General features: G+C 36.0%; 19 protein-coding genes. 5 read left to right on the forward strand and 14 right to left on the reverse strand.

What is annotated here, in order from left to right; genetic code table 11:
* Positions 1 to 52: 52 nt before the first annotated feature.
* Positions 53 to 2,179, forward strand: coding sequence for a helix-turn-helix domain-containing protein (locus tag QOL71_RS03400; RefSeq protein ID WP_283415574.1), 2,127 nt, complete (start codon positions 53 to 55; stop codon positions 2,177 to 2,179).
* A gap of 263 nt (positions 2,180 to 2,442) precedes the next feature.
* On the opposite strand, the gene serS is transcribed toward QOL71_RS03400, so the two are convergent.
* The 14 genes from serS to QOL71_RS03470 form a co-directional block, all read right to left on the reverse strand.
* Positions 2,443 to 3,714 (reverse strand): serine--tRNA ligase, encoded by a 1,272-nt coding sequence (serS, locus tag QOL71_RS03405; protein WP_283415575.1) that lies wholly within the window; start codon positions 3,712 to 3,714, stop codon positions 2,443 to 2,445.
* A gap of 69 nt (positions 3,715 to 3,783) precedes the next feature.
* Complete coding sequence (locus tag QOL71_RS03410) at positions 3,784 to 4,290, reverse strand: hypothetical protein (protein ID WP_283415576.1); 507 nt, start codon at positions 4,288 to 4,290, stop codon at positions 3,784 to 3,786.
* Positions 4,291 to 4,311: 21 nt separating this feature from the next.
* Positions 4,312 to 5,523 carry an oligosaccharide flippase family protein gene (locus QOL71_RS03415; RefSeq protein ID WP_283415577.1) on the reverse strand — a complete coding sequence of 404 codons (1,212 nt, stop codon included), beginning with the start codon at positions 5,521 to 5,523 and terminating at the stop codon, positions 4,312 to 4,314.
* Positions 5,524 to 5,555: 32 nt separating this feature from the next.
* Positions 5,556 to 7,202, reverse strand: a complete 1,647-nt coding sequence (locus tag QOL71_RS03420) for an asparagine synthetase B family protein (protein WP_283415578.1) — start codon at positions 7,200 to 7,202, stop codon at positions 5,556 to 5,558.
* Positions 7,202 to 8,323, reverse strand: coding sequence for a glycosyltransferase (locus tag QOL71_RS03425; RefSeq protein WP_283415579.1), 1,122 nt, complete (start codon positions 8,321 to 8,323; stop codon positions 7,202 to 7,204). Before QOL71_RS03425 ends, QOL71_RS03420 begins: the two co-directional genes overlap by 1 nt.
* A 16-nt stretch (positions 8,324 to 8,339) precedes the next feature.
* Positions 8,340 to 9,056, reverse strand: coding sequence for a class I SAM-dependent methyltransferase (locus QOL71_RS03430; RefSeq protein ID WP_283415580.1), 717 nt, complete (start codon positions 9,054 to 9,056; stop codon positions 8,340 to 8,342).
* A 28-nt stretch (positions 9,057 to 9,084) separates the two neighbouring features.
* Positions 9,085 to 9,573 carry a hypothetical protein gene (locus QOL71_RS03435; RefSeq protein ID WP_283415581.1) on the reverse strand — a complete coding sequence of 163 codons (489 nt, stop codon included), beginning with the start codon at positions 9,571 to 9,573 and terminating at the stop codon, positions 9,085 to 9,087.
* 142 nt (positions 9,574 to 9,715) lie between these two features.
* Positions 9,716 to 10,501 carry a (Fe-S)-binding protein gene (locus QOL71_RS03440; RefSeq protein ID WP_283415582.1) on the reverse strand — a complete coding sequence of 262 codons (786 nt, stop codon included), beginning with the start codon at positions 10,499 to 10,501 and terminating at the stop codon, positions 9,716 to 9,718.
* Between the two features lie 49 nt (positions 10,502 to 10,550).
* Positions 10,551 to 11,867 carry a 4Fe-4S dicluster domain-containing protein gene (locus tag QOL71_RS03445; RefSeq protein ID WP_283415583.1) on the reverse strand — a complete coding sequence of 439 codons (1,317 nt, stop codon included), beginning with the start codon at positions 11,865 to 11,867 and terminating at the stop codon, positions 10,551 to 10,553.
* Positions 11,868 to 11,870: 3 nt separating this feature from the next.
* Complete coding sequence (locus tag QOL71_RS03450; RefSeq protein WP_283415584.1) at positions 11,871 to 12,824, reverse strand: MlaD family protein; 954 nt, start codon at positions 12,822 to 12,824, stop codon at positions 11,871 to 11,873.
* Positions 12,825 to 12,943: 119 nt separating this feature from the next.
* Positions 12,944 to 15,103 carry a peptidylprolyl isomerase gene (locus QOL71_RS03455; protein WP_283415585.1) on the reverse strand — a complete coding sequence of 720 codons (2,160 nt, stop codon included), beginning with the start codon at positions 15,101 to 15,103 and terminating at the stop codon, positions 12,944 to 12,946.
* A 131-nt stretch (positions 15,104 to 15,234) separates the two neighbouring features.
* Positions 15,235 to 15,840: a hypothetical protein gene (locus tag QOL71_RS03460; RefSeq protein ID WP_283415586.1), complete on the reverse strand. Its 606-nt coding sequence runs from the start codon at positions 15,838 to 15,840 to the stop codon at positions 15,235 to 15,237.
* A gap of 18 nt (positions 15,841 to 15,858) precedes the next feature.
* Positions 15,859 to 16,437 (reverse strand): hypothetical protein, encoded by a 579-nt coding sequence (locus QOL71_RS03465; RefSeq protein ID WP_283415587.1) that lies wholly within the window; start codon positions 16,435 to 16,437, stop codon positions 15,859 to 15,861.
* Between the two features lie 70 nt (positions 16,438 to 16,507).
* A complete protein-coding gene (locus tag QOL71_RS03470) occupies positions 16,508 to 17,065 on the reverse strand; it encodes an RNA polymerase sigma factor (protein WP_283415588.1) in 558 nt (185 codons plus the stop codon).
* A gap of 197 nt (positions 17,066 to 17,262) precedes the next feature.
* On the opposite strand from QOL71_RS03470, the gene QOL71_RS03475 reads away from it, so the two are divergent.
* The 4 genes from QOL71_RS03475 to feoB all read left to right on the forward strand — a co-directional run bounded on the left by QOL71_RS03475 (position 17,263) and on the right by feoB (position 21,348).
* Positions 17,263 to 18,015 (forward strand): Rossmann-like and DUF2520 domain-containing protein, encoded by a 753-nt coding sequence (locus tag QOL71_RS03475; RefSeq protein WP_283415589.1) that lies wholly within the window; start codon positions 17,263 to 17,265, stop codon positions 18,013 to 18,015.
* Positions 18,016 to 18,069: 54 nt separating this feature from the next.
* Complete coding sequence (locus QOL71_RS03480) at positions 18,070 to 18,969, forward strand: GLPGLI family protein (protein WP_283415590.1); 900 nt, start codon at positions 18,070 to 18,072, stop codon at positions 18,967 to 18,969.
* A gap of 97 nt (positions 18,970 to 19,066) precedes the next feature.
* The gene (locus tag QOL71_RS03485) at positions 19,067 to 19,321 is read left to right on the forward strand and encodes a FeoA family protein (protein ID WP_074235714.1); all 255 of its coding nucleotides are present in this window, start codon (positions 19,067 to 19,069) and stop codon (positions 19,319 to 19,321) included.
* Positions 19,318 to 21,348, forward strand: a complete 2,031-nt coding sequence (feoB, locus tag QOL71_RS03490) for a ferrous iron transport protein B (protein WP_283415591.1) — start codon at positions 19,318 to 19,320, stop codon at positions 21,346 to 21,348. The genes QOL71_RS03485 and feoB overlap by 4 nt, the downstream gene beginning before the upstream one ends.
* The last annotated feature ends 22 nt before the right edge of the window (positions 21,349 to 21,370 follow it).

Below are 21,370 nucleotides of genomic sequence, written 5' to 3' on the forward strand. Positions count from 1 at the left end.
CCTTGATTCTTATTTCTTGATTCGTTTCTCCTGATTCTTTATCTTTGGATCGATGAATGACTCTCTTTTTGAAATCGTAGAACACACCAACAGAAGCATTTTTTTAACAGGAAAAGCCGGAACCGGGAAAACTACATTTCTGAATGATTTTGTAAAAAAAACCAAGAAAAAACACATTGTTGTAGCGCCAACCGGGATTGCTGCAATTAACGCAGGTGGCGTAACTATTCATTCTATGTTTGGTTTGCCGCTCAGGACTTTTCTGCCAACCACGGAAAGAATCGACCAGAATCTTGCCAACAACATTGCGGATCTGATGCCGCATTTCAAATACCGGAAAGACAAGCTGAAACTACTCCGTGAAATCGAGATCATCATTATTGATGAAGCATCAATGCTGCGTGCCGATGTTCTGGATATGATGGATTTTGCATTGAGACATGTCCGTCGGAATCAGCAAAAGTTTGGAGGCGTTCAGATGTTATTTATTGGTGATCTTTACCAGTTGCCGCCGGTTGTAAGAGATGAGTACATTCTTTCAATGTATTATTCTTCACCTTTCTTTTTTAACGCCAAAGCTTTGGAAGGAAGTAATTTTATCACGCTGGAGCTGACCAAAGTTTACCGACAAACCGATGAACATTTCCTGGAAATCCTAAATGCCATCCGAGACGGAATAATAGAAGATATCGATTTTGAAGCTTTGAACAAAAGGTATCAGCCCGACTTCGATCCGAAAGATGAAGCCTATGTTTATCTCTGTTCGCACAACAAAATGGCGGATGATATCAATCAGAAAAAATTAAAAGAACTGGGCGGAAAACTTCATTCCTATGCAGCCGATGTCGTAGGAGAATTCAAGGAAACGCAATATCCGAATGATGAAGTTCTGGAACTGAAAGTCGGTGCGCAGATCATGTTCATCCGAAATGATACTTCGTCCGATAAAAAATATTACAACGGAAAATTAGCACAAATTTCTTATCTCGATGAGGACGAAATCTCTGTCGTTCTCGACGGAAGCGAAGAAGAAATCACACTAAAAGCGGAAACCTGGGAACAGAAAAAATATTCTTTGGATGATGAGAAAAATATCAAAGAAGAAGTTCTGGGAAGCTTCAAACAGTTTCCAATCCGTTTGGCTTGGGCGGTTACGATCCATAAAAGTCAAGGTTTGACGTTTGACCGATTGATCATCGACGCAGGAAAAAGTTTCGCTTCCGGACAGGTTTATGTTGCATTATCACGTTGTCGAACGTTGGAAGGAATCGTCCTTAAATCCAAAATCACACCTGAAGTTATTTTCAGTGATAAAAGGGTTTCGAAATTCCAGGATGAAACGCATGCCAATGCAAAAATTGAGGAAATCATTAATGCGGAAAAATACGATTACAGCATCCAAAAAGTCATTAGAAGGATTGATTGTGTCTGGTTTCAGTCCGCTTTGGAAAACTGGATGGTGATTAGCCGAAGCAGTAAGTTCATTGACAAAGAAAAAGCAGATTATCTCTATCATTGTCTGAAAGCTGACATTGAAAATTATATCACTATCTTTCAAAAATTCGAGAGAATCTTAGTTCAGAAAACTCAGAAATTCTTGCAAGGTGAGGAAGAATGGATTGAGATTGAAATTAAAGCAAAAGGTGCGGTTAATTTCTTTTTCACGAATGTGAATGAGAAGGTGTTTTCTCCACTCAAGGATTTCTATTCGGAGACCAAAGGTGTTAAAGGGTTGAAAGCTTTTAATGAAGATTTTCGCGTATGGCTGGATGATATTGAAGATTATCTGAAGGATTTGAAAGAGGTTTACCTATTGGAAACGCCTTTATTCGATAAAGAAAAAGATATTGAAGTCTCTATGGCCATCAAGAAAGTTCCAACTCACGTTTTGACGTATCAATTGTTCCAAAATGGGAAAACTGTTGCTGAAATTGCTAAAGAAAGAGGATTAGTGAACTCTACAATTTTCGGTCATCTTTCAAAATATGCCGAGCAAAATTTATTGGACAGAAATGATTTGCTGAGAATCTATCCAAAAAGTAAAATAGAAGCTTTCGAAAAATTATTCAATTCTAATCCTCAGGATAATGTAAACAATTGGAAGTCTATTTTGCCTTCAGATTTTGATTACGGAGAAATCCGATTGATCTGGAATTATTTTTTGAATTTGAAGAAATAATTTATTCTAAACGCAAATTTCGCAAGGTTTTTTGACATTCTTGAAAATATTTTTAAGGTTCGCAAAGGCGTTTGCCTCAATAATACTTTTGCATTAAGTTTGTCATTCCGTGGGAAATCTAAACTTAACTGTCGAGATTCCTTTGGAATGACAAAGATTAGTTTAATATAAATACAAAAAAGTCGCAAAAGTACAATTTGCGACTTTTAAGATTTATGTAAAATAGAATTTTGTGCCTTTGCGATAAATTCTAATTCCTCAAATTAATTAATCAATTCAAATCTCGCATACTCTGCGATTTTCTTTGGTAATTTGATACCTTCCGGCGTTTGGTTGTTTTCCAGCAAAGCTGCCATGATTCTTGGCAAAGCCATTGCAGAACCGTTAAGGGTGTGAACCAATTGGGATTTACCTTCATTACCTTTATAACGGCATTTCAGACGGTTAGCCTGGAACGTTTCAAAATTGGAAACAGAACTTACTTCCAGCCATTTTTCCTGCGCCGCACTCCAGACTTCGAAGTCGTAAGTCATTGCTGAAGCAAAACCTGTGTCGCCACCGCAAAGTCTCAGGATTCTGTACGGCAATTCCAGATCTTCCAGAATGGATTTGATGTGTTCTACCATTTCTTCCAAAACAGCATAAGAATTTTCCGGCTTCTCGATTCTCACAATTTCCACTTTTTCGAATTGGTGAAGTCTGTTCAAGCCTCTCACGTGTGCACCGTAACTTCCCGCTTCTCTTCTGTAACACTGCGAAAAAGCAGTATTCTTGATCGGCAAATCTTTTTCGTCCAGCAAGACATCACGGTAGATATTGGTAACAGGAACCTCAGCTGTTGGGATCAGGTATAAATCATCTGCTCCAACATAATACATTTGTCCTTCTTTATCAGGCAATTGTCCCGTTCCGTAACCGGAAGCTTCGTTCACCACGTGTGGCGGATTCACTTCCAGATAACCGGCATCTGTATTTTTGTCCAGGAAATATTGAACCAAAGCTCTCTGCAAACGTGCGCCTTTTCCCAGATAAACAGGAAAACCTGCGCCGGCAATTTTCACGCCCAATTCAAAATCGATTAAATTATATTTTTTAGCCAATTCCCAGTGTGGAATGGCGCCTTCGCCAAGACCTTCTACTGTTGTAGATTCATAAACGATTTCATTATCATCGGCAGAAACGCCGGCAACTACTTTCTCGTAAGGAATATTTGGAATCTGGTAGAGGATGTTGATAAGGTTTTTCTCAACTTCTTTCAGTTGGGATTCCAATTCTTTGCTCGATTCTTTGTATTGCGAAGTTTTGGATTTTGCAGCTTCAGCTTCCTCTTTTTTACCGTCTTTCATCAGAATTCCGATTTCTTTCGAAATTTTGTTCATCTCGGAAAGTTGTGAGTCCAGCTCAAATTGCAGTTTTTTTCTTTCGTCGTCAGCATTGATTGCCGCATCGACCAAATCTAATTCCTTGAAGTTTCTTTTCTTCAAGCCTTCCAAAACGCGCTCTTTGTTCTCGCGCAAAAAATTAACCTGTAACATAGTTGGGTTGTTGGTTGATAGTATTTCGTATCAGAATAATTTTTTCTGACAATTGCAAATTTAAGGATTTTATTTCACGATTCTGACAATGTTTGGCTGTCCCTGAACTTTTGTGAATTTGAGTTCGTTATCGTACCAAAGTTTGGATAATTCGAACACAGAAGGTGTCCATTTGTATTCAATCTCAATGATGTCGTCATCATTTACGGTTTGAGAATTAGCCGTTTTTGAATATCTGATTATAAACCGGGATTTGTAAGTTTTAAGTTCCGGGCTGATAGAGTCTTTTAACAGCCTGATAGCGCCCGCAGCATAATCCATATAAACAACAGTATCTGCATCTTTGAGCAGAGAATAGCCGGAGATAGGCTTATTGGCAGTTATTTCATCCAATTGATCCAATAACGTAACGGAAGAATATGAACCAGGTATTTTAGAATTTAAAAGATCCTGACCTGTAGAATTTTTCACATAAAGTCTCAGAACCTGATCAATTGTCTGGACATCATCACCATCTCCTCTACAAGAGAATAAGAGAACTATTGCCGATAAAATTATGGATATTTTTAGTTTCATCCCTGCAAAGATAAAATACTTTCATGACAATTTTCGGATGTAAGAAAAGAATCCGGACATTAATAATAATCCTGTTGTCAATAATGTTACCGATTGTGCGATTGCCATTCCTTCCACTCCGTATTTCGGAACTAAAACCAATGATAATCCTAATAAAATAACTAATGCTAAAGCAGAGATAATCGTGTTATATTCCATTTTTCCAACCGCAGAAAGAAGATTTCCGTAGAGATTTCTCAGCAACATATTGAGCAAAAATGCTGATGTTAAGATAATGAATGCCGGTTCAATTCCTTTATATTTTTCGCCGAAAAATAAAACTACAATATCATCTTTCAAAAAATATAGGACTCCAAAAATCGCTACACATAGCGGAATGAATATTTTATAATAATTGGATATATAGTAGCTCAGAAATTTTTTATCGTTGTGATTTTTGGCTAGTTCAGGAAAATCGCTCTGCATAAAAGTCAATGCAATGAATGTAAGATTGGAAGGGATCAGAATTGCCGCTTTGTAATCTGCAACAGAAGATTCGGTCATCAAAAATCCCATTAATATAATATCCAAAGAAAATAAAGCATCACTCAAAACGGCTGTTCCCGCTGTAAAAAGACCATATTTCCATAGTTCTTTTCTGGGGAAACCGATATCAGTATCTAATGACAGATTAATATCTTTAAACCAAAACAATGCAGTGAACGGTGCCAGAACCAGCGCTATCAAATATCCCGTAATTCCAAAAAAATAAGTAAGAATAATAATCAGGAGCAAACCTGAGATATTAACGATATTATTCAATCTTGCAAATTCTTTGTTTTTTCCACTAATTCTTAATTGTGACTGAATATGATTGTAAAAAAAATAGCCAATTAACCTGATTGCAAACGCCACAAAAAGACAAATGATTTTTTCAAATTTGTCCAGATAAAAAAGTGATGTGATAAGGAAAATAACACTCAACAAAATCTGATAGAAAAAGCCTTGTTTTAGAAGATATGAAGACAGTTTGTTCTTTTCTTCTTCTGTTTTTACAATAGATCCGTATCTGAGAAGAATCTGCTGGCTGCCAAATCCGCTGAAGGCAAAAAAAACAGCAAATAACGAAGCGACAATACTTATCAAACCAAAATCTTTTTCAGGCAATAATCTTATGATTACAACAGAACCTATAAATCCACAAATTTTAGCAATAAGCAATGATCCAAAGACGAAATGACCTTTGTTTTTCAAAAAATTTCTAAGAAAGTCGGATAAGTTCCCCACTAATTGAAAAATAATTTAAAAATAGCCAAAATATTGATTCCCTGGCTTTTCTGAAAAAAATCTTTTTGCTCAAATAATTGCCGGACATCATTTTTTAGTTCAGGATAGTTTTCCAGTCGCCAGATGTTGTCCGAATAATAATTCTGATAATAATTCTGGATATCCCGGGAGTTATTATAATAAAACTCATAAGGATACATACTTGTTTTATTAGGTTTCTTAGTGATTTTGGCATTCCATATTTTGGAAATTCTTTTTTTCACTTTCGGACCGATCGTACTTTTCCATTGGGCGTTAGGTTTCATGCCCGTTTTTTCCCAGATATAATCAGCAGCATTTGGCATGCATTGATTCAACCAATCCAGATAGAGTTTTTGATTGATTTTCCACTTTTCGGGAAGACTGATCGCAAATTCCAATATTTTTTTGGACATAAACGGTGATGTCTGGTAACCGAATTGCTGTATCACTCTAGATCCAAGAATAGTCCTGTTATAAGCAACATTTCTGAGATAGAAAAGTTCTTCGGACTCATATTGATTTAGAATCTTATCGAAATCTGATTTAACTTTTGGAAGAAATTTGCCATTAATAACAATCTTAAATTCTCCCGGCTTTTGTTTATAAGGAACTGTATTAAAACCGCCTAAAATACCGTCTCCAATGGATCCGCTATGAATAATTTTAAAATCTTTGTTTTCTAGATTTTCAAAAGCATATTGGATATGGATGCCACCAGTAAAAAGTCCGCAACCTTGTGATAATTCCGTAAGCTGATCAATATAGTTCAGATAACTTCCTCCGTCCAAAGACTGAAAAGTATAAGGAATGTCATTATCTTTTGCTATTTGTCTTGAGATCGTTTCGTCAAGATATCCAGATTGTGAAAAACAAAACGCTTCATCCGGCTTTTCTCCAAGCTGATTCGCATACAGTAAAGCGATTCTACTATCTAATCCTCCACTTAGTAAGGCAAAATGCTTTGAATTCAATTCGTTGTCCTTCTCATATTCCATAAGAATATTGTCTGAAAATATTGAATCCAGATCGTGAATTGCATTTTCTCTGGAGCTTTTATAATAATCGATTCCTTCCAGATCAAAATATTTTTTTTCAACGATTGCAAGATTATTCAGGTCAACCTCTATAAAATGGCCGTCCAGTATTTTGAAAATATTTTCTACCGGTGTATCGTTTTCCAGCATATTTCCGAAAGTCAACAGCTTGTAAATATTCTGAATATCCGGCGTAACAGAGATTTTATTTTCCTTAAGAGTTTTGGTTAGCCGAACAAGAGAGGAATCTATAAATATCTGCTGATCATGCTTTGTGTAGAAAACACTTTGCGTAGAAGTCGGATTAGTAAAAACAAAAAGTTTATGTCCTAATTTATCCCAAATATAGCCACGGAATTCTCCGTCCAGTTCTTTAATAGAATTCACATTCACTTTTTGATAAAGATCCAGAAAAAAATCTGTGAAATCCGAGAATCCGGAATTTTGTAAAAGTTTTTTTTTATTGAGAATGACACCTTCAACAGCAATTTCAACCTGGTCATCATTAATCACAAAAGAGTCATAATCCTTAACAAAGAATGACGACGTCTTGCCATGATTATCAACAATATGAATCCTGAATCCCGACATTAACGTATCACATTTTTATAGATCTCCGTGAACTGTGTTGCAATACTTTCCTTGGAAAAAGTCTGTTTTGCATAAATTGATATTTTTTCAATATCTCGTGGAGACTGGTTTTCGATTAATTGTTTCATTGCCTTTTCCAGAAGAATTTCGTCCGGCCTATCGACAAGTATTCCGAAATTCTCCGGGAAAAATTCCGAAATCCCGCCAACGTTTGTAGAAATCACTTTGATTCCGGAAGCAAAAGATTCTGCAATCACACAAGGCTGATTCTCATCATTACTGAAAAGAATAAAGCAATCCGAAGTTTTTAGTTTTTGAGAAACTTCGGTTAGCGTTAACGTATCAAAAATCTCGATGTGATTTTCAAAACCTTCTTTTTTCACAATTTCCCGTAATGGTTTTGTATCGCCGTCGCCACCTATTTTCAGTTTTAACTGATAGCCTTCCTTCAATAATTTTATAGCAACTTTTAGTATTTTATCTGCATTTTTTCTCGGAATTAAGTTGGAAATATGCACAAATGTAAAAATCTCCTGTGCAGAATGATCCGGCTCAAAAAGGCTGGTGTCTACAACATTGGGCACGACCTTCATCGGCGACTTGACTCCCAATTCTTCAAGGCTGATTTTCAAATCATTGCTGACCGGTAAAATTACTGAAGCTCGATTTCCAATAAACGTTGCTATTTTTTTGATTATTAAAGACGTTGTTGCATGATTGATTTTTCTAAGCGCTGTCCAATGTTCGGTTACAACAAAAGGAATCTTATACTTTCTCTTCAGATAAACCGCAAAAAGCATATTATTATGAAGAACATTAGCATGTACCAGATCAGGCTTTTGCATCTTAGCAAACCCTGATTTATAAGCTTTCATTCTCCGCAAAAAATTCTGAACAGGATTTTTTGAGTTTTTATAATAAACAATGAGAGTTCTGATTCCATTTACCACTTTGTCATCAAAAATAAAAGTTTCTTTTTGGGCAAAATCTCCGATTGTATGCAATATTTCTACGTCATGCAATGTTGCAACGGCTTCTGCATGTCGCTGCACAAAGTTACCGTTGGTTGGTTCCAGCTTATTGGGAAACCAGGAAGAAATGAAAAGGACTTTGAGTTTCATGATTAAGTTTTGAAAACTACCTGTATCTTAAACCAATATAGATATTTTTTAATCTATTCGATATTTTTTTGGCAATCGTTCTTTTTTCACTGAGTAAAACTTTCTTATAAGGTTGTTTTTTCTGAATGACAAAAAACTGATAATCATTCTCCACCCAAATGCTATAAGTATTGAAGTTAGAAACCTGAAGACCATTAGATTCTGAGTTAGCTACAACGAAATGCAAAGGAATCGGCTGGTCCACAATTTGTAGCCACGCAGACTCATCGTGCATATGGAAATCAATAAAATCAGGGTTAGGAATATTAATCAAGATCTTCGTATTATCATCAGCTATTTCTGACAAATTCCTGAAAAGATCAGGATGAAGTTCCAGAGGAATATGTTCTATGACATCAAATAAAGTTATGAAATCAAACTTCTTTTTCTTTGGCTGATAGCTTACTACATCATCTGTATAAAATGATACGTTTTGTTTGTGTATTTTTGATTTTGCTAATTCTATTGACTTATCACTCAGATCTACTGACTCTATATATCCGGTTTTAACAGAATTGGTCAACAGCTTTGTCATTACTCCAATTCCACATCCTAATTCCAGAATATTGGAATCAGAATTAAGGCCCAGAGATTGCATTTTTTTATATAAAGTATAGATTCTTTCGTTGACTCCTGATTGGGTTTGATAGCTTACGAAATCATTGTAAAAATCCTTGATTTTATCATTATTCATAGAAACTGAATATGTATTCCCAATAAAATTATTTGATTGATGATGCCCAGCTTCTGCTGAATGGTTGCAAAAAATGACTTAGAAAATCGAGATAAGTATTTTTAGAAAAATCAAAAACTTCAATATCTGTTGACAATTCGCCGATTCTTATCTTGTTTTTGAAGTCTGATAACTTTAATGTCTTAACTTCTCCATTTTCCACATAACTGGCTTTCATCCTGTCAAATAATCCCAAATCAAATTCTGCATCCAACTCTCTCATTACCTTTCCAAGCGCATCAATACTACAACCCGAAGCCGCTTCTTTTTCCTCATCAACGCAAATAATGATAAACTGATTTTTTTCAATCTTGAACGATGAAGATAATGCTTTGCCATGAGCCGCCCAATCGCCTAAAAAATCATATAATTTTTCCGCAATGGTCTTACTTTCTTTTGCCGTAAAAGGTCTTGATGCTGGATATATAATAACGCGGTAATCGTTTGTTTCTACAATATTGGATTCCTCGATTTTCATAATAATGAATTTATTTTTACAAAATCGCCTGACTGCAATTTTATTTGTTGTTTCAATTTATAAAATTACGGATTTTTATCTAAATCCCTTAAAACGAAAACCTCAGAAATTCTGAGGTTTTTAAATTTTATTTTACGCGATTTTATAAATCTTCTGCTTCCGCCAAAAGCTCTACAATATCTTTGACTTCTACTTCAGTATTTTTATTGAAATGTTTCACGCCATCGGTCATCATCGTATTACAAAACGGACAACCAGTTGCAATTACTTTTGGCTCGAATGACAGTGCTTCTTCTGTTCTTTCGATATTGATATCCTTATTTCCTTTTTCCGGTTCTTTGAACATCTGTGCTCCACCAGCTCCACAACATAGACCGTTGGTTTTGCAACGCTTCATTTCCAACAATTCTGCATCCAACTTTTCCAGAAGCATTCTTGGTGCTTCATACTCGTCATTACCTCTTCCAAGATAACAAGGATCGTGAAACGTAATTTTTTTTCCTTTGAAGCTTCCACCTTCGATTTTTAATCTTCCTTCATTCATCAAATCTTTCAGGAATTGGGTATGATGCAAAACCTGATAATTTCCGCCAAGACTTGGGTATTCATTTTTCAAAGTATTGAAACAATGCGGACAAGCCGTAACGATCTTTTTGACATCGTAAGCGTTAAGAACTTCGATATTGGTCAAAGCCATCATTTGGAAAACAAATTCGTTTCCGGCACGTTTTGCAGGATCGCCGGTGCAAGATTCTTCCTGACCAAGAACAGCAAATTCTACATTGATTTTATTAAGGATTTTGCAGAATGCTCGTGTGATTTTTTTCGCACGATCATCGAAACTTCCGGCGCAACCAACCCAGAAGAGAACTTCCGGAGATTTGCCTTCCGCAGCATAATCTGCCATTGTTTTTATAGTGAAATCCATTTGTTGTAAAATGTATTTTGTATTAATGTAAAATATCTTTGCTTCAAGATTAATCGTTGGTCCAATTCAGTCTGTCAGCCTGATTATATTGCCAAGGTGCGGCATTATTCTCAACATTCGTCATCATCAGATTTAATTCCTGTGGCGCTGCAGACTGTTCCATTACCAAGAATCTTCTCATCTCGAAAATGATAGACAAAGGATCAATCAAAACCGGACAGGCTTCTACACAGGCATTACAGGTTGTACATGCCCAAAGTTCTTCTTTGGTAATGTAATCGTTCAGTAACTTTTTACCATCATCGACAAACTTACCTCCATTTTTATTAAGATTTTTTCCTACTTCTTCCAGACGGTCTCTGGTTTTCATCATAATCAATCTTGGAGACAGTTTTTTACCTGTAATATTTGCCGGGCAAACCGAAGTACAGCGTCCACATTCTGTGCAGGAATAAGCACTCAAAAGCTGATGCTGATTCAAGTCAAAAATATCTTCCGCTCCGAATTTTGAAGGAGCTTCTGCTTCACCTTCCGGAGGAGCTGCATAAGGATCGGCATTCGGATCCATCATTAATTTGATTTCTTTGGTTACTGAATCCAAATTGTTGAATTTTCCTTTTTTCTCTAGATTAGAAAACCAAGTATTCGGGAATGCAAAAATGATATGAAGATGCTTAGAATAATAGAGGTAATTCATGAAGAACAAAATCCCTACAAAATGAAACCACCAAGCCGATTTCTCAATTACATGAAGTGTTTCCAAGCTGAAATTTCCAAAGAAAGGAAACAAATGTTCTGAAATTGGAAAATTACTTGCAAAACGAGTAGAATCTGCATAATGATCAGCTCCGTTCATTGTGAAAAAAGCGACCATCAAAGCAAATTCGATAATCAGAATCCAGTTAGCATCTTTTTTTGGCCAACCGAACAGTTCTTTCATTGTCAATCTCTTGACACCATAAAAATTTCTTCTGATAAAAAATATAACTACTGCAAATACAACCAATGCCGCAAGAACTTCCAATGTTGAAGTAAAGAAAGAGTAAAAAGAATCTCCTAAAATTCCCTGCAAAAATCTATGCGTTCCGAAAATTCCATCAATGATAATCTCCAGCAATTCTATATTGATAATAACAAATCCAACATAAACGAAAATGTGTAAAATCCCAGCAATTGGACGTTTTACCATTTTGCTCTGTCCAAGCGCTACTCTGGTCATAATTGCCCATCGTTCTGCTTTTCTGTCGGTTCGGTCGATTTCTCTCCCGAGTTTGATATTACGGTAAAGCTCTTTCAGACTTTTTCCGAAGAGTCCAAAGCCGGCAATCAATAGAATTACAAAAATAACATTGTCAATGTATTGCATAAATTACTTTTTATCTGAGTTCTTACCAAAAACTGAGAAATTAACATATCTTTTTGGATTCGCTTTCACATCTTCTACCAGCTGATTAAGATTGTTTGAAGTTTTTGTTAGATTATTGTAAAGTTCTTCATCTTTCATCAATTTACCAAGGGAACCTTCTCCGTTTTGTATGCCGGAAATAACGTTATTTAGCTTGTTAGCTGTCTGGTTAAACTGATCGATTGTTCCATTCAGTTTGTTGATATCGACACGTTCTGCAACCGAACCATATTTGTCCAAAGTTTTATTGGCCGTTAATAATGTCTGATTGGCATTGGCAACTACTTCATGTAATCCATTCTCATTAGAAGCTAAAATTGCATTGGTCCTATCGGATGTTGCTTTGAAGGATTCGATTGTTTTGTTGAGATTAGCTAACAGCAATTTGATTTCTCTTCTGTTTTGCTCATCGACAATTTTGTTGGTACTTGCTAAAGTTGAATCTAATTTTAACAAGACGCCGGAAAGCTGATCTTTAACCGGTTTTACCTGAGATGACAGAGAGTTAAGCATCGACAGCTGATAATTTCCTTTCAGCGTATCTCCGTCTTTTGCAACTGTTCCGCCATATGACAGATTGATTCTCATTTCCTTGCCGGACATTAATCCTGGTTCAAAGATCTCAACAGTAGATTGGTTGGAAAACTGAAACGTATTATCAACTGTTAATTTAACTACAAAATGTAATCTTCCGTCTTTTGAAGTAATCGGTTTTATCTCATCAACCTGTCCTACTTTCAATCCATTGATTGAGACCGGATTAGATACTGATAAGCCTTCTACATTATCATATTTTGCAAAAAAAACATTATCTGTAGTGAAGAGATTTTTCCCTTTCATAAACTGATATAATATCACGAAAGCAATAATGGCAAAAATTGCAATCAGTCCTGCTTTTAATTCTTTACTTAACTTCACGTTTTAATTGGTTTACTAATTAGCAAATATAAGAATATTGGAGTTATAATTATTATAAATAAAAAAACAACAAAAGCGACAATTGTGCCGCTTTTGTTGTTTTTCAATATTATGCCAAATTATCGTTGAGCAGTTTTGTCCCAAACTTCAATTCTGTAATCTTTTATGTTAGCATTATCTTGAAGACTCTTCAAGAAAGCTCCTGTGAATTGCTGAGAATTCTGTTGTTTGATAGACTCAGTAATTTGTTTGATATCTCCTGGCAGTTTGTTCGTTTTAACAGATTTTTTAACCACAAGATATACACCTGTCATTCCTTCAACTGGCTGAGACAATTTGTTTGTTGCAACACCGAATGCAGCTCCTGCAACTCTTGGTTCCATAGCACCGTTTACAGAAGGATTGAACAAATTAACATCCGCATTGCCTTTTGTTGTTCCAAAAGCTTTCGCAGCCTGATCAAGCGATGTATATTTTCCGGCATTGATTTTTTCAATAATTTTCTTCGCAAGAACTTTATTTTTCACAATTGGTTCAATCTGATCTCTTACAGTTTCAGGATCTGCAAGACCTTCGTCTTGTTTTCCGACAACATAAGCAACAATTCTGTCACCTGTTCCTTCTACCGTGAAAATATCTGTATCACCAATTTCTCTTTTTTTATCAAAAGCCCATGCAATGACATCAGCATCTTTATCCGTATTAAGTCCCGGAAGCGTTCCTTGGAAACGGCCTACAGTTTTAGGATTGTCGAATCTGTATTTATTTTTTTCAGCTAAGTTTTTGAATTGATTAAAGCTCTTTCCTTCTGTTTGCTGTATAAATCTTGTAGCCTGGGTCAAAACTTGATTTTCAGTTTTGTCTGATGCTTTTACATTTTTCGCCAAGTGAGCGATTTTGTAAGTCATAGAGCCTGATTTTTTGTCAAGGATATTGATGATATGATAACCGAACTGTGTTTCTACTACACCAGTTGCACCTTTCGGAGAATCATTCACAAACTTCTGGAATTCCGGTACAAATTTCGGCTGAGCTGGCGTGGTCCATCCAACGTTACCACCTTGTGCTGCAGAACCTTTGTCATCAGAGAATTTCAAATCATCTGCAAAAGTTGCCGGATTAGCTTTCACGGCCGCATAGATACTGTCTGCCAATTTCTTAGCCTGTTCCTTGGTTCTTGTAACAGATTTATCTTGCTTCCCGATTTCTGTATCTTTGTAAGAAATCAAAATATGTCTTGTTTCTGTAGAATCAGACGGTTTTTTATCTAATAATTTTGAAACTACATATAGATTCTGCTCTTTGTATGGTCCAAAAATCTGTCCGATAGCCGCTGTTGCAATTTTATCTTTCAATTCTGCCGGCAATTGCGTTGGACTAACATACTGAGGAATGAATGGCACATCAGAATTCAATTCAACGAACATAGAATCGTTCTTTGTATTCTGGAAGTTTTCAGTCCCGTTAGAAGCGTCCGTCCCTTTAAGGTATAGCTTGTTCAACTCGTTCAAAGTTGCAGCATCATCCTGAGCGCTTGGTGTCGCAGGAAAATAAGCATAAGCTAAATTTCTGCTTGCTGTAGCTTTGAATCTCGTCGGATGTTGTTTGATATAATCTGCAAGATCTTGTGTTGTAACTTTTACATCATTCTTTTTAGAGAATTCTAAATAATCAACTTTTACAAAATCGATGTTTGCCATATCATCACGGAACTTCATCATCAATTCCGCTTCTTTTTTGCTTGCAGTGATTCCTGATGTGATGTTACCAAACAGCATTCTTGCCATCATTCTGTACTCTATAGCTTTCTTACTTTTTAGCCAGAAATTGTATTGTTCAGGATTTGTAGCTTGCCAATCCGAAATCATTTTCTTGAATTCCTGAGTTTTGAAATTCCCTTTTTCATCAAAAGCGCCTTGATTTTGAGCGAACATTGGATCATATTGCAACTGACTCCAGAATACCTCATCAGTCAGCTTAAGCCCCATTTTTTCAAATTGTTGCTTGATTAATTTTGATTGAACAAGAATCTGCCAAGCCTGCTCTTCAAGACCTTTTGTCTGTTGTCCTTGTTGCTGGGCTTGCTGCTGCATAATGAAAAGCTGGTCATTGAATTCATCTCTTGTAATTTCTTCACCGTTAACCTTACCAAGAATATTCGGGTTTTTACCAAAAACCTTATCTATTGTATCAGGATTAACCAAGAAAGCCAAAAGTGCTAATGCAATAACGCCTACTAACAGCCACGACCTTTTTCTAATTTCGCCTAAAATTGCCATCTTTATATTAAGTGTTTATAATCAGTCTGCGAAAATACATATTTTTAACAGAATAGGAAAAATTATTTCGAAACATTTGTGAATGTGAGATATAAAACAAGAAAAACCTCTAAAATATAGAGGTTTTCGGTTTACTTGTCATTTTTTTTATCGAGCATTTTTTCACGCATTTTCCCTTCATTCTGGAAAAGCTTAAGAACCTGTTGCGGTGTAAGGATTTTCAAAAACTTATCTGCATACGCTCTTCTGTTATTAAGCAATTGCTGTCCTACATCAAAACTTTGATTCAGCCGGCTTGTTGCTTCTTCATCACTCAATTTATCAAAATTCTTATCCGAATGAAACTTTTCCTTTATCAATCTCTGATTACTCTGATATTCGGTAAAAAGATTTTTGAATTCTTCTTGCTTATCAGCAGGAATATCAAGATCATCAATAGTGATATTCTCTTTCATCTTTTGTAAGAAAACAGAACGTTCTTTTACGGACATATTACTTACAGCCGCTCTTTTCTCATCCATATTCATAGCTCTCCACTCAGACGCCCTGGGAATATTCTGGCTCTGTTGTTGTCTCATAGCTGTTCCTGCTGGTGAAAAAGATGATGTAGGTGCACTCCTGAAAGAAGAATTTCCCGTTGATCTCTGAACTGTATTTGCTGATCTTCTTTCCTGTCCTCTTACAGTATGGGCAGAGAATAATCCGGCGATGAAAATAGTCAATAACAATTTTTTCATTTCTCTCTGTTTTTGTTATTAATTATAAAGGTCCAGGTAAACATCCTGTTCGCTGTTTCTGTCAATATCTTTTATCTGGTCTGGCGTGAAAGCTGCAAGAACTTTTTCCACTTCCGCTTCAGGCTTTATTTTTGTTTCAGCGGCATAATCCTGTCTGTCGGTATTGTCAAAACTGCTGTTTCTATGCTTTTGAGGTCTGGATAGATTTGCAATAGACGGATTCTGTTTAAAATGCTCTTTATGTTCTACCGTTTGAATCTGGTTTGGAACAGCATTATTATCAGCCATTGAACTAACTGATTGTTGTTCTGTAGAATGGATTTCGTAAATGCTGTCAACAATTGGCTTTTGCTGAGCCATCTGCATCTCCGGATTATCATTAAGTCCTAGAAAAGCTGTAATTCCTCCAATCAGAACAACTGCAGCTGCAGCCACCCATTTGAAATTAAGAGAAAAGACTTTTGTTTCTTTCTGAACAACAGGCTTTTTTTCCTCCGTTATTTTCGAAATTACTTGAGACTGAATCATCTTAAAAAACTCATCCGAAGGTTCCGGGTAAGGTGTTTTTCTGTTCAGTTTTTCTATATCAATTTTCATTTCTTCTTATTTAATTTTTCATTTGTGGAATGGAATGTCGATGACATTTCATAACTATTCTCTTATTTTTCTAAAACTCTTCAGAGTAATTATCCTTAATGTATTGTTCTACTTTATCTTTGGCATAATGATAATTCGTTTTCAGTGTCCCGACCGACATATCTAATATCTTGGAAATCTCCTCATAAGGCAAATCATCATAATACCGCATATTGAACACAAGCTTCTGTTTCTCCGGCAATGTCTGAATTGCTTTTTGCAACAGAATCTGAATTTCCTCCGCATCTTTCCCGGCATTATCAGCAACCAGATTCTGCATATGGTATTCTGCATCTTCATCGGTCTTTTTCATCCGGTTCATTTTATTGAGCTGCTGCAAAGATTCGTTGGTTGCAATTCTGTAGAGCCAAGTGTATAATTTGCTATCACTCTTGAACTGGTGAATGTTCTGATACGCCTTGATAAATGTATCCTGCAAAACATCCTGAGCGAGGTCATGGTCCACAATCAGTCGCCTGATATGCCAATAAAGCCGGCTCTGATAGGCATCCATCATGGCACGCAGACCTTTTTCCAGCGTTTGTGAGGCCAATAAAAGTTTTAAAATCTCCTCATCCTTGAGCTTCATTCAGATGTTTCGTAGTTTTTGATTAAAAAATAAGACCAAAGTTAAATTTTTTTTTGAATTTTATTTTTAGTTTAACACAAAGACTCAAGGTTTTTGCACCAAGTTCACAATTAATCAATAATTATTCCGCTTAAAATAAATATTCTTTGTGCCAAGCTTTGTGAACTTTGTGGTTATATAAAAATTATCTTTGTCGTATGAAAACAGTTATCATCGGCTCTGGAAATGTCGCTTACCATCTTGTGAAAGCTTTTAAACAAAATCATATTGACATTCATCAAATATTTGGAAGGAATGAAGCTGAATTATCAAAAATTTCGACTGAATTCAACATTCCTTTTTCAACGAATCAATTGGAAGATGCGGAACTATATATTATTGCAGTTTCCGATTCTGCAGTTGAAAACGTTTCTGAATTGATTAAAAATGAAAATGCATTGGTAGCTCATACTTCCGGTTCACTTCCTATGGAAATCCTGAAAGGCAATTACAGAAAAGCAAGTTTTTATCCTTTGCAGACTTTTTCTAAAACCAAGAATCTGGCTTACTCCAAAATCCCGTTTTTTATTGAGGCCGAAAATCAAATTGATGAAAAATCACTATTTGAACTCGCTTCAATTATTTCTGAAAATGTGGAAACTTCGGATTACGAAAAGAGAAAATACATTCATCTGACCGCCGTTTTTGCCTGCAATTTCGTGAACCATCTGTTTGCGAGGGCGAAGGAAATTTCGGATTCCCAGGATTTACCTTTCGAATATTTCATCCCTTTGATTGATGAGACTGTAGAAAAAATCCATCATCTGGAACCAAAATCTGCCCAGACAGGACCGGCCGTAAGAGGAGACGAGAGGATTCTGAAACTTCATGAAGATCTGATTACTGATAAAGAACATTTGAAAATATATCAGCTGATGAATGAGTCTATAAAAAAAATGTACGGCAAATAATGTAACATTTCTGAGAATCCTGCACTAATTAATTGAAAACAGAAAATAAAAAACATGCAATCTCTAAAAAAATTAGTCATTCTTCCTTTACTATTATTAGGATTAATGATTTCTGCACAAGAAACTGCCAATCGTTTCTTTTATGAATTAAGCTTCAAGCCAAAAAAAGATTCGGCGAGAATTGATAAAGTAATGGCAACGCTTGATATTGTAAAAGATAAATCCATCTATCAGGATTTTACAATCACAGCTCAGGATTCTATCATAAAAATAGCTGTGGAAGAAATGCAGAAAAGCAAAACTTGGAAAGACTTATCGAAAACGATAAAAATGCCAAAATTCGCTTTCAAGATATATAAACTATATCCTGATATGAAGGAGCAATATGTGGACAGAATAAGCAAAAACCTCTTCGCTTACGAAGAGAATATAAAATTCGACTGGAAAATCCTTTCTGACAAAGAAAAGATCGGAGAATACAACACTCAAAAAGCAACAACAGAATTCGGTGGCAGAAAATGGACAGCCTGGTTTTCTACAGATATACCTTTTCAGGATGGACCTTACAAATTCTACGGATTACCTGGATTAATCGTGAAAATTGAGGATGAAGGTAAAAACTATTCATGGCTGTTGTCCGGAAACAAAACAGTGAAGGATTGGAAAGAGTTTTCCTACGTAGAAGATATCCAGGCCAAATCCGGCATGACAAGCAATGAGAAAAAAATTATCCCTAAGGATAAATTCGAAAAAGCCTATGCTGCTTTCAAGCAAGATCCGATGGCAGAATGGCGTGCACAGGTTCCCCAAAACATGCTGACAATGAAAATGCCGGGCAGCGATATCACAATAGGTGAAATGATGAAAAATCAAGAAAAAATCGCAAAAGATTTTTTCAATGCGAATGACAATCCAATAGAAGTGGTTCAGGCCACAGAGAAAAAGAAAAAATAAATAACAAACCGGAAATTAGTTTCCGGTTTTTTTATGACAAACATCTTATTTAGATTTATTTAAAATAAGCTATCTTTGTAGTCCAAAAATTTTAGTCTTGCAAACAAAACACATCGATAAACTCTGTTGTTTTCCGAAAAACAAAATCGGGAAAATTCTTGGTTATGATAATGAAAACCTTCAGATGCCAACAAAAATCATCGAAATGGGACTGCTTCCGGAAACCACTTTCAGAGTTCTTTATCAGGCTCCTTTTAACGGTCCGCTTTATATAGAATATGGCTCGGACAAAACCAGAATTGCCCTGAGAGAAGCAGAAGCAAGATTTATTCAGGTAGAAGTTTCGGAATGATGCAGGAGAAAAAACAAAAACAGATTCTATTGGTAGGAAATCCTAATGTCGGGAAATCCACACTTTTCAATGTTCTTTGCAACAGAAAGCAAAAAACAGGTAATTATGCCGGGGTTACAGTAGCCAGCCATTCCGGAAATTACATTTACAAAAACGAGGAAATCGAGGTTATAGATTTGCCTGGTTCTTACAGCATCTACCCAACTTCCGAAGATGAAGCTATATTTTCACGTTATCTGATTCAGGAAGATTATTCCGGTGTTGTTTACATTGCTGATGCGATTAATATGAGAAGAAGTCTGCTTCTTTTTCAGCAGATTCAGGATTTGGGAATTCCTGCGGTTTTGGTAGTCAATCAAGTGGATGAGGCCGAAAAACGAGGAATTAAAATTGATATTTCCAGGCTTTCAGAGATTCTGAACATTCCGGTTTTTGAAACCAACGCTAAAAATAATGTCGGAATAGAAACAGTTCGGGAAGCGGTTTTTAATAATGAATTCAAAATTGCGGAGACTAATTCCTTCGAAATTCCTTTGGAGCAAAAAGCTTTGGTTTACAAGGTTTCATCAAATACGTCAGAAAAGAATCTTTACAAGATCTGGACACTTTTAGCCGCAGATACTTATCTCGGAAAGATTGAAAACATCCACGAGATTATCACTCAGGAAGACACCAAATGCAGTGTTCCAAAACGTTTGCAGATTACCGAAACAGTAAGACGCTATCAGAATATTGATAAAATCACCTCTGAAATCACTGAGAAAAAACCACAGTTAAAGGAATTACTGACAGAAAAATTAGACAAGATTCTAGTTCATAAAGTTTGGGGATATCTGATTTTTTTATTGATTTTATTATTGATTTTCCAAAGCGTTTTCTTCCTTGCAGAATATCCAATGACCTGGATTGAAGATTTTTTCACCTGGCTATCAGCTTTTTCAGCGGATCATCTTCCGGAAGGGCCGGTCAATTCTTTGGTTTCCAGTGGAATTATTCCGGGAATTGGCGGGATTTTGGTTTTTGCACCGCAGATTGGAATCCTTTTGTATTTCCTTTATTTGTTAGAAGATTCGGGATATATGGCGAGAGTTGTTTTCCTGATGGACAGGATGCTAAGACCTTTTGGACTGAATGGAAAAAGTATTGTTCCATTAGTGTCTGGGACAGCTTGTGCGATTCCTGCGATAATGTCCACAAGAAACATCGAAAATGTCAAAGAAAGATTGATTACAATTCTTGTAACGCCTTTTATGACGTGTTCTGCAAGACTTCCTATTTACAGTATTATCATCGGATTGATTATTCCTGACGAGAATTTTTATGGTATCAAATACAGAGCAATTGCCTTAATGATAATGTATCTGTTGGGTTTTCTAATGGCTTTGTTATCGTCATTTATATTGAAAAGTTTCATCAAAACCAAAATCAAGAGTTTCCTGGTAATGGATTTACCGACTTACAAAATGCCGTTGTTTGGTTATGATTTCAAACTGGTATTAGGAAAAGTCTGGGAGTTTATTTCCGGAGCTGGAAAAGTGATTTTCACCGTCAGTATTATTCTTTGGGCTTTGAGTTATTTTGGTCCGCCACAACATAAAAATGAAATCCTAGCAACCAATTCTTCATTGGACCATTCTTATCTGGGAAGAATCGGAAGAACGATGGAACCTGCCATTGCACCACTCGGTTACGACTGGAAAATGGGAATCGGAATCCTGACCAGTTTTGCGGCTAGAGAGGTTTTTGTTGGAACATTATCCACACTTTACAGTTTGGACGATGAAGCGCCTGAAGGAAAATTGATCGAGAAAATGAGACTAGACGTTCATCCAAACGGCGAGAAAGTCTTCAGCTTTGCGACTGGTGTTTCGATTTTGATTTTCTATGCTTTTGCAATGCAGTGTATCTCAACTATTGCAGTTGTTTATAGGGAAACGAGAAGCTTGAAATGGACAATGTTACAAACTGTCTCAATGACATTTTTGGCATACTTTTCGGCTTTGATTGTTTATCAGATTTTAAAGTAAATTATACGTGGACAATTCGTTA

It is taken from the genome of Epilithonimonas pallida (genome assembly GCF_900182975.1).
GTDB lineage: Bacteria > Bacteroidota > Bacteroidia > Flavobacteriales > Weeksellaceae > Epilithonimonas > Epilithonimonas pallida.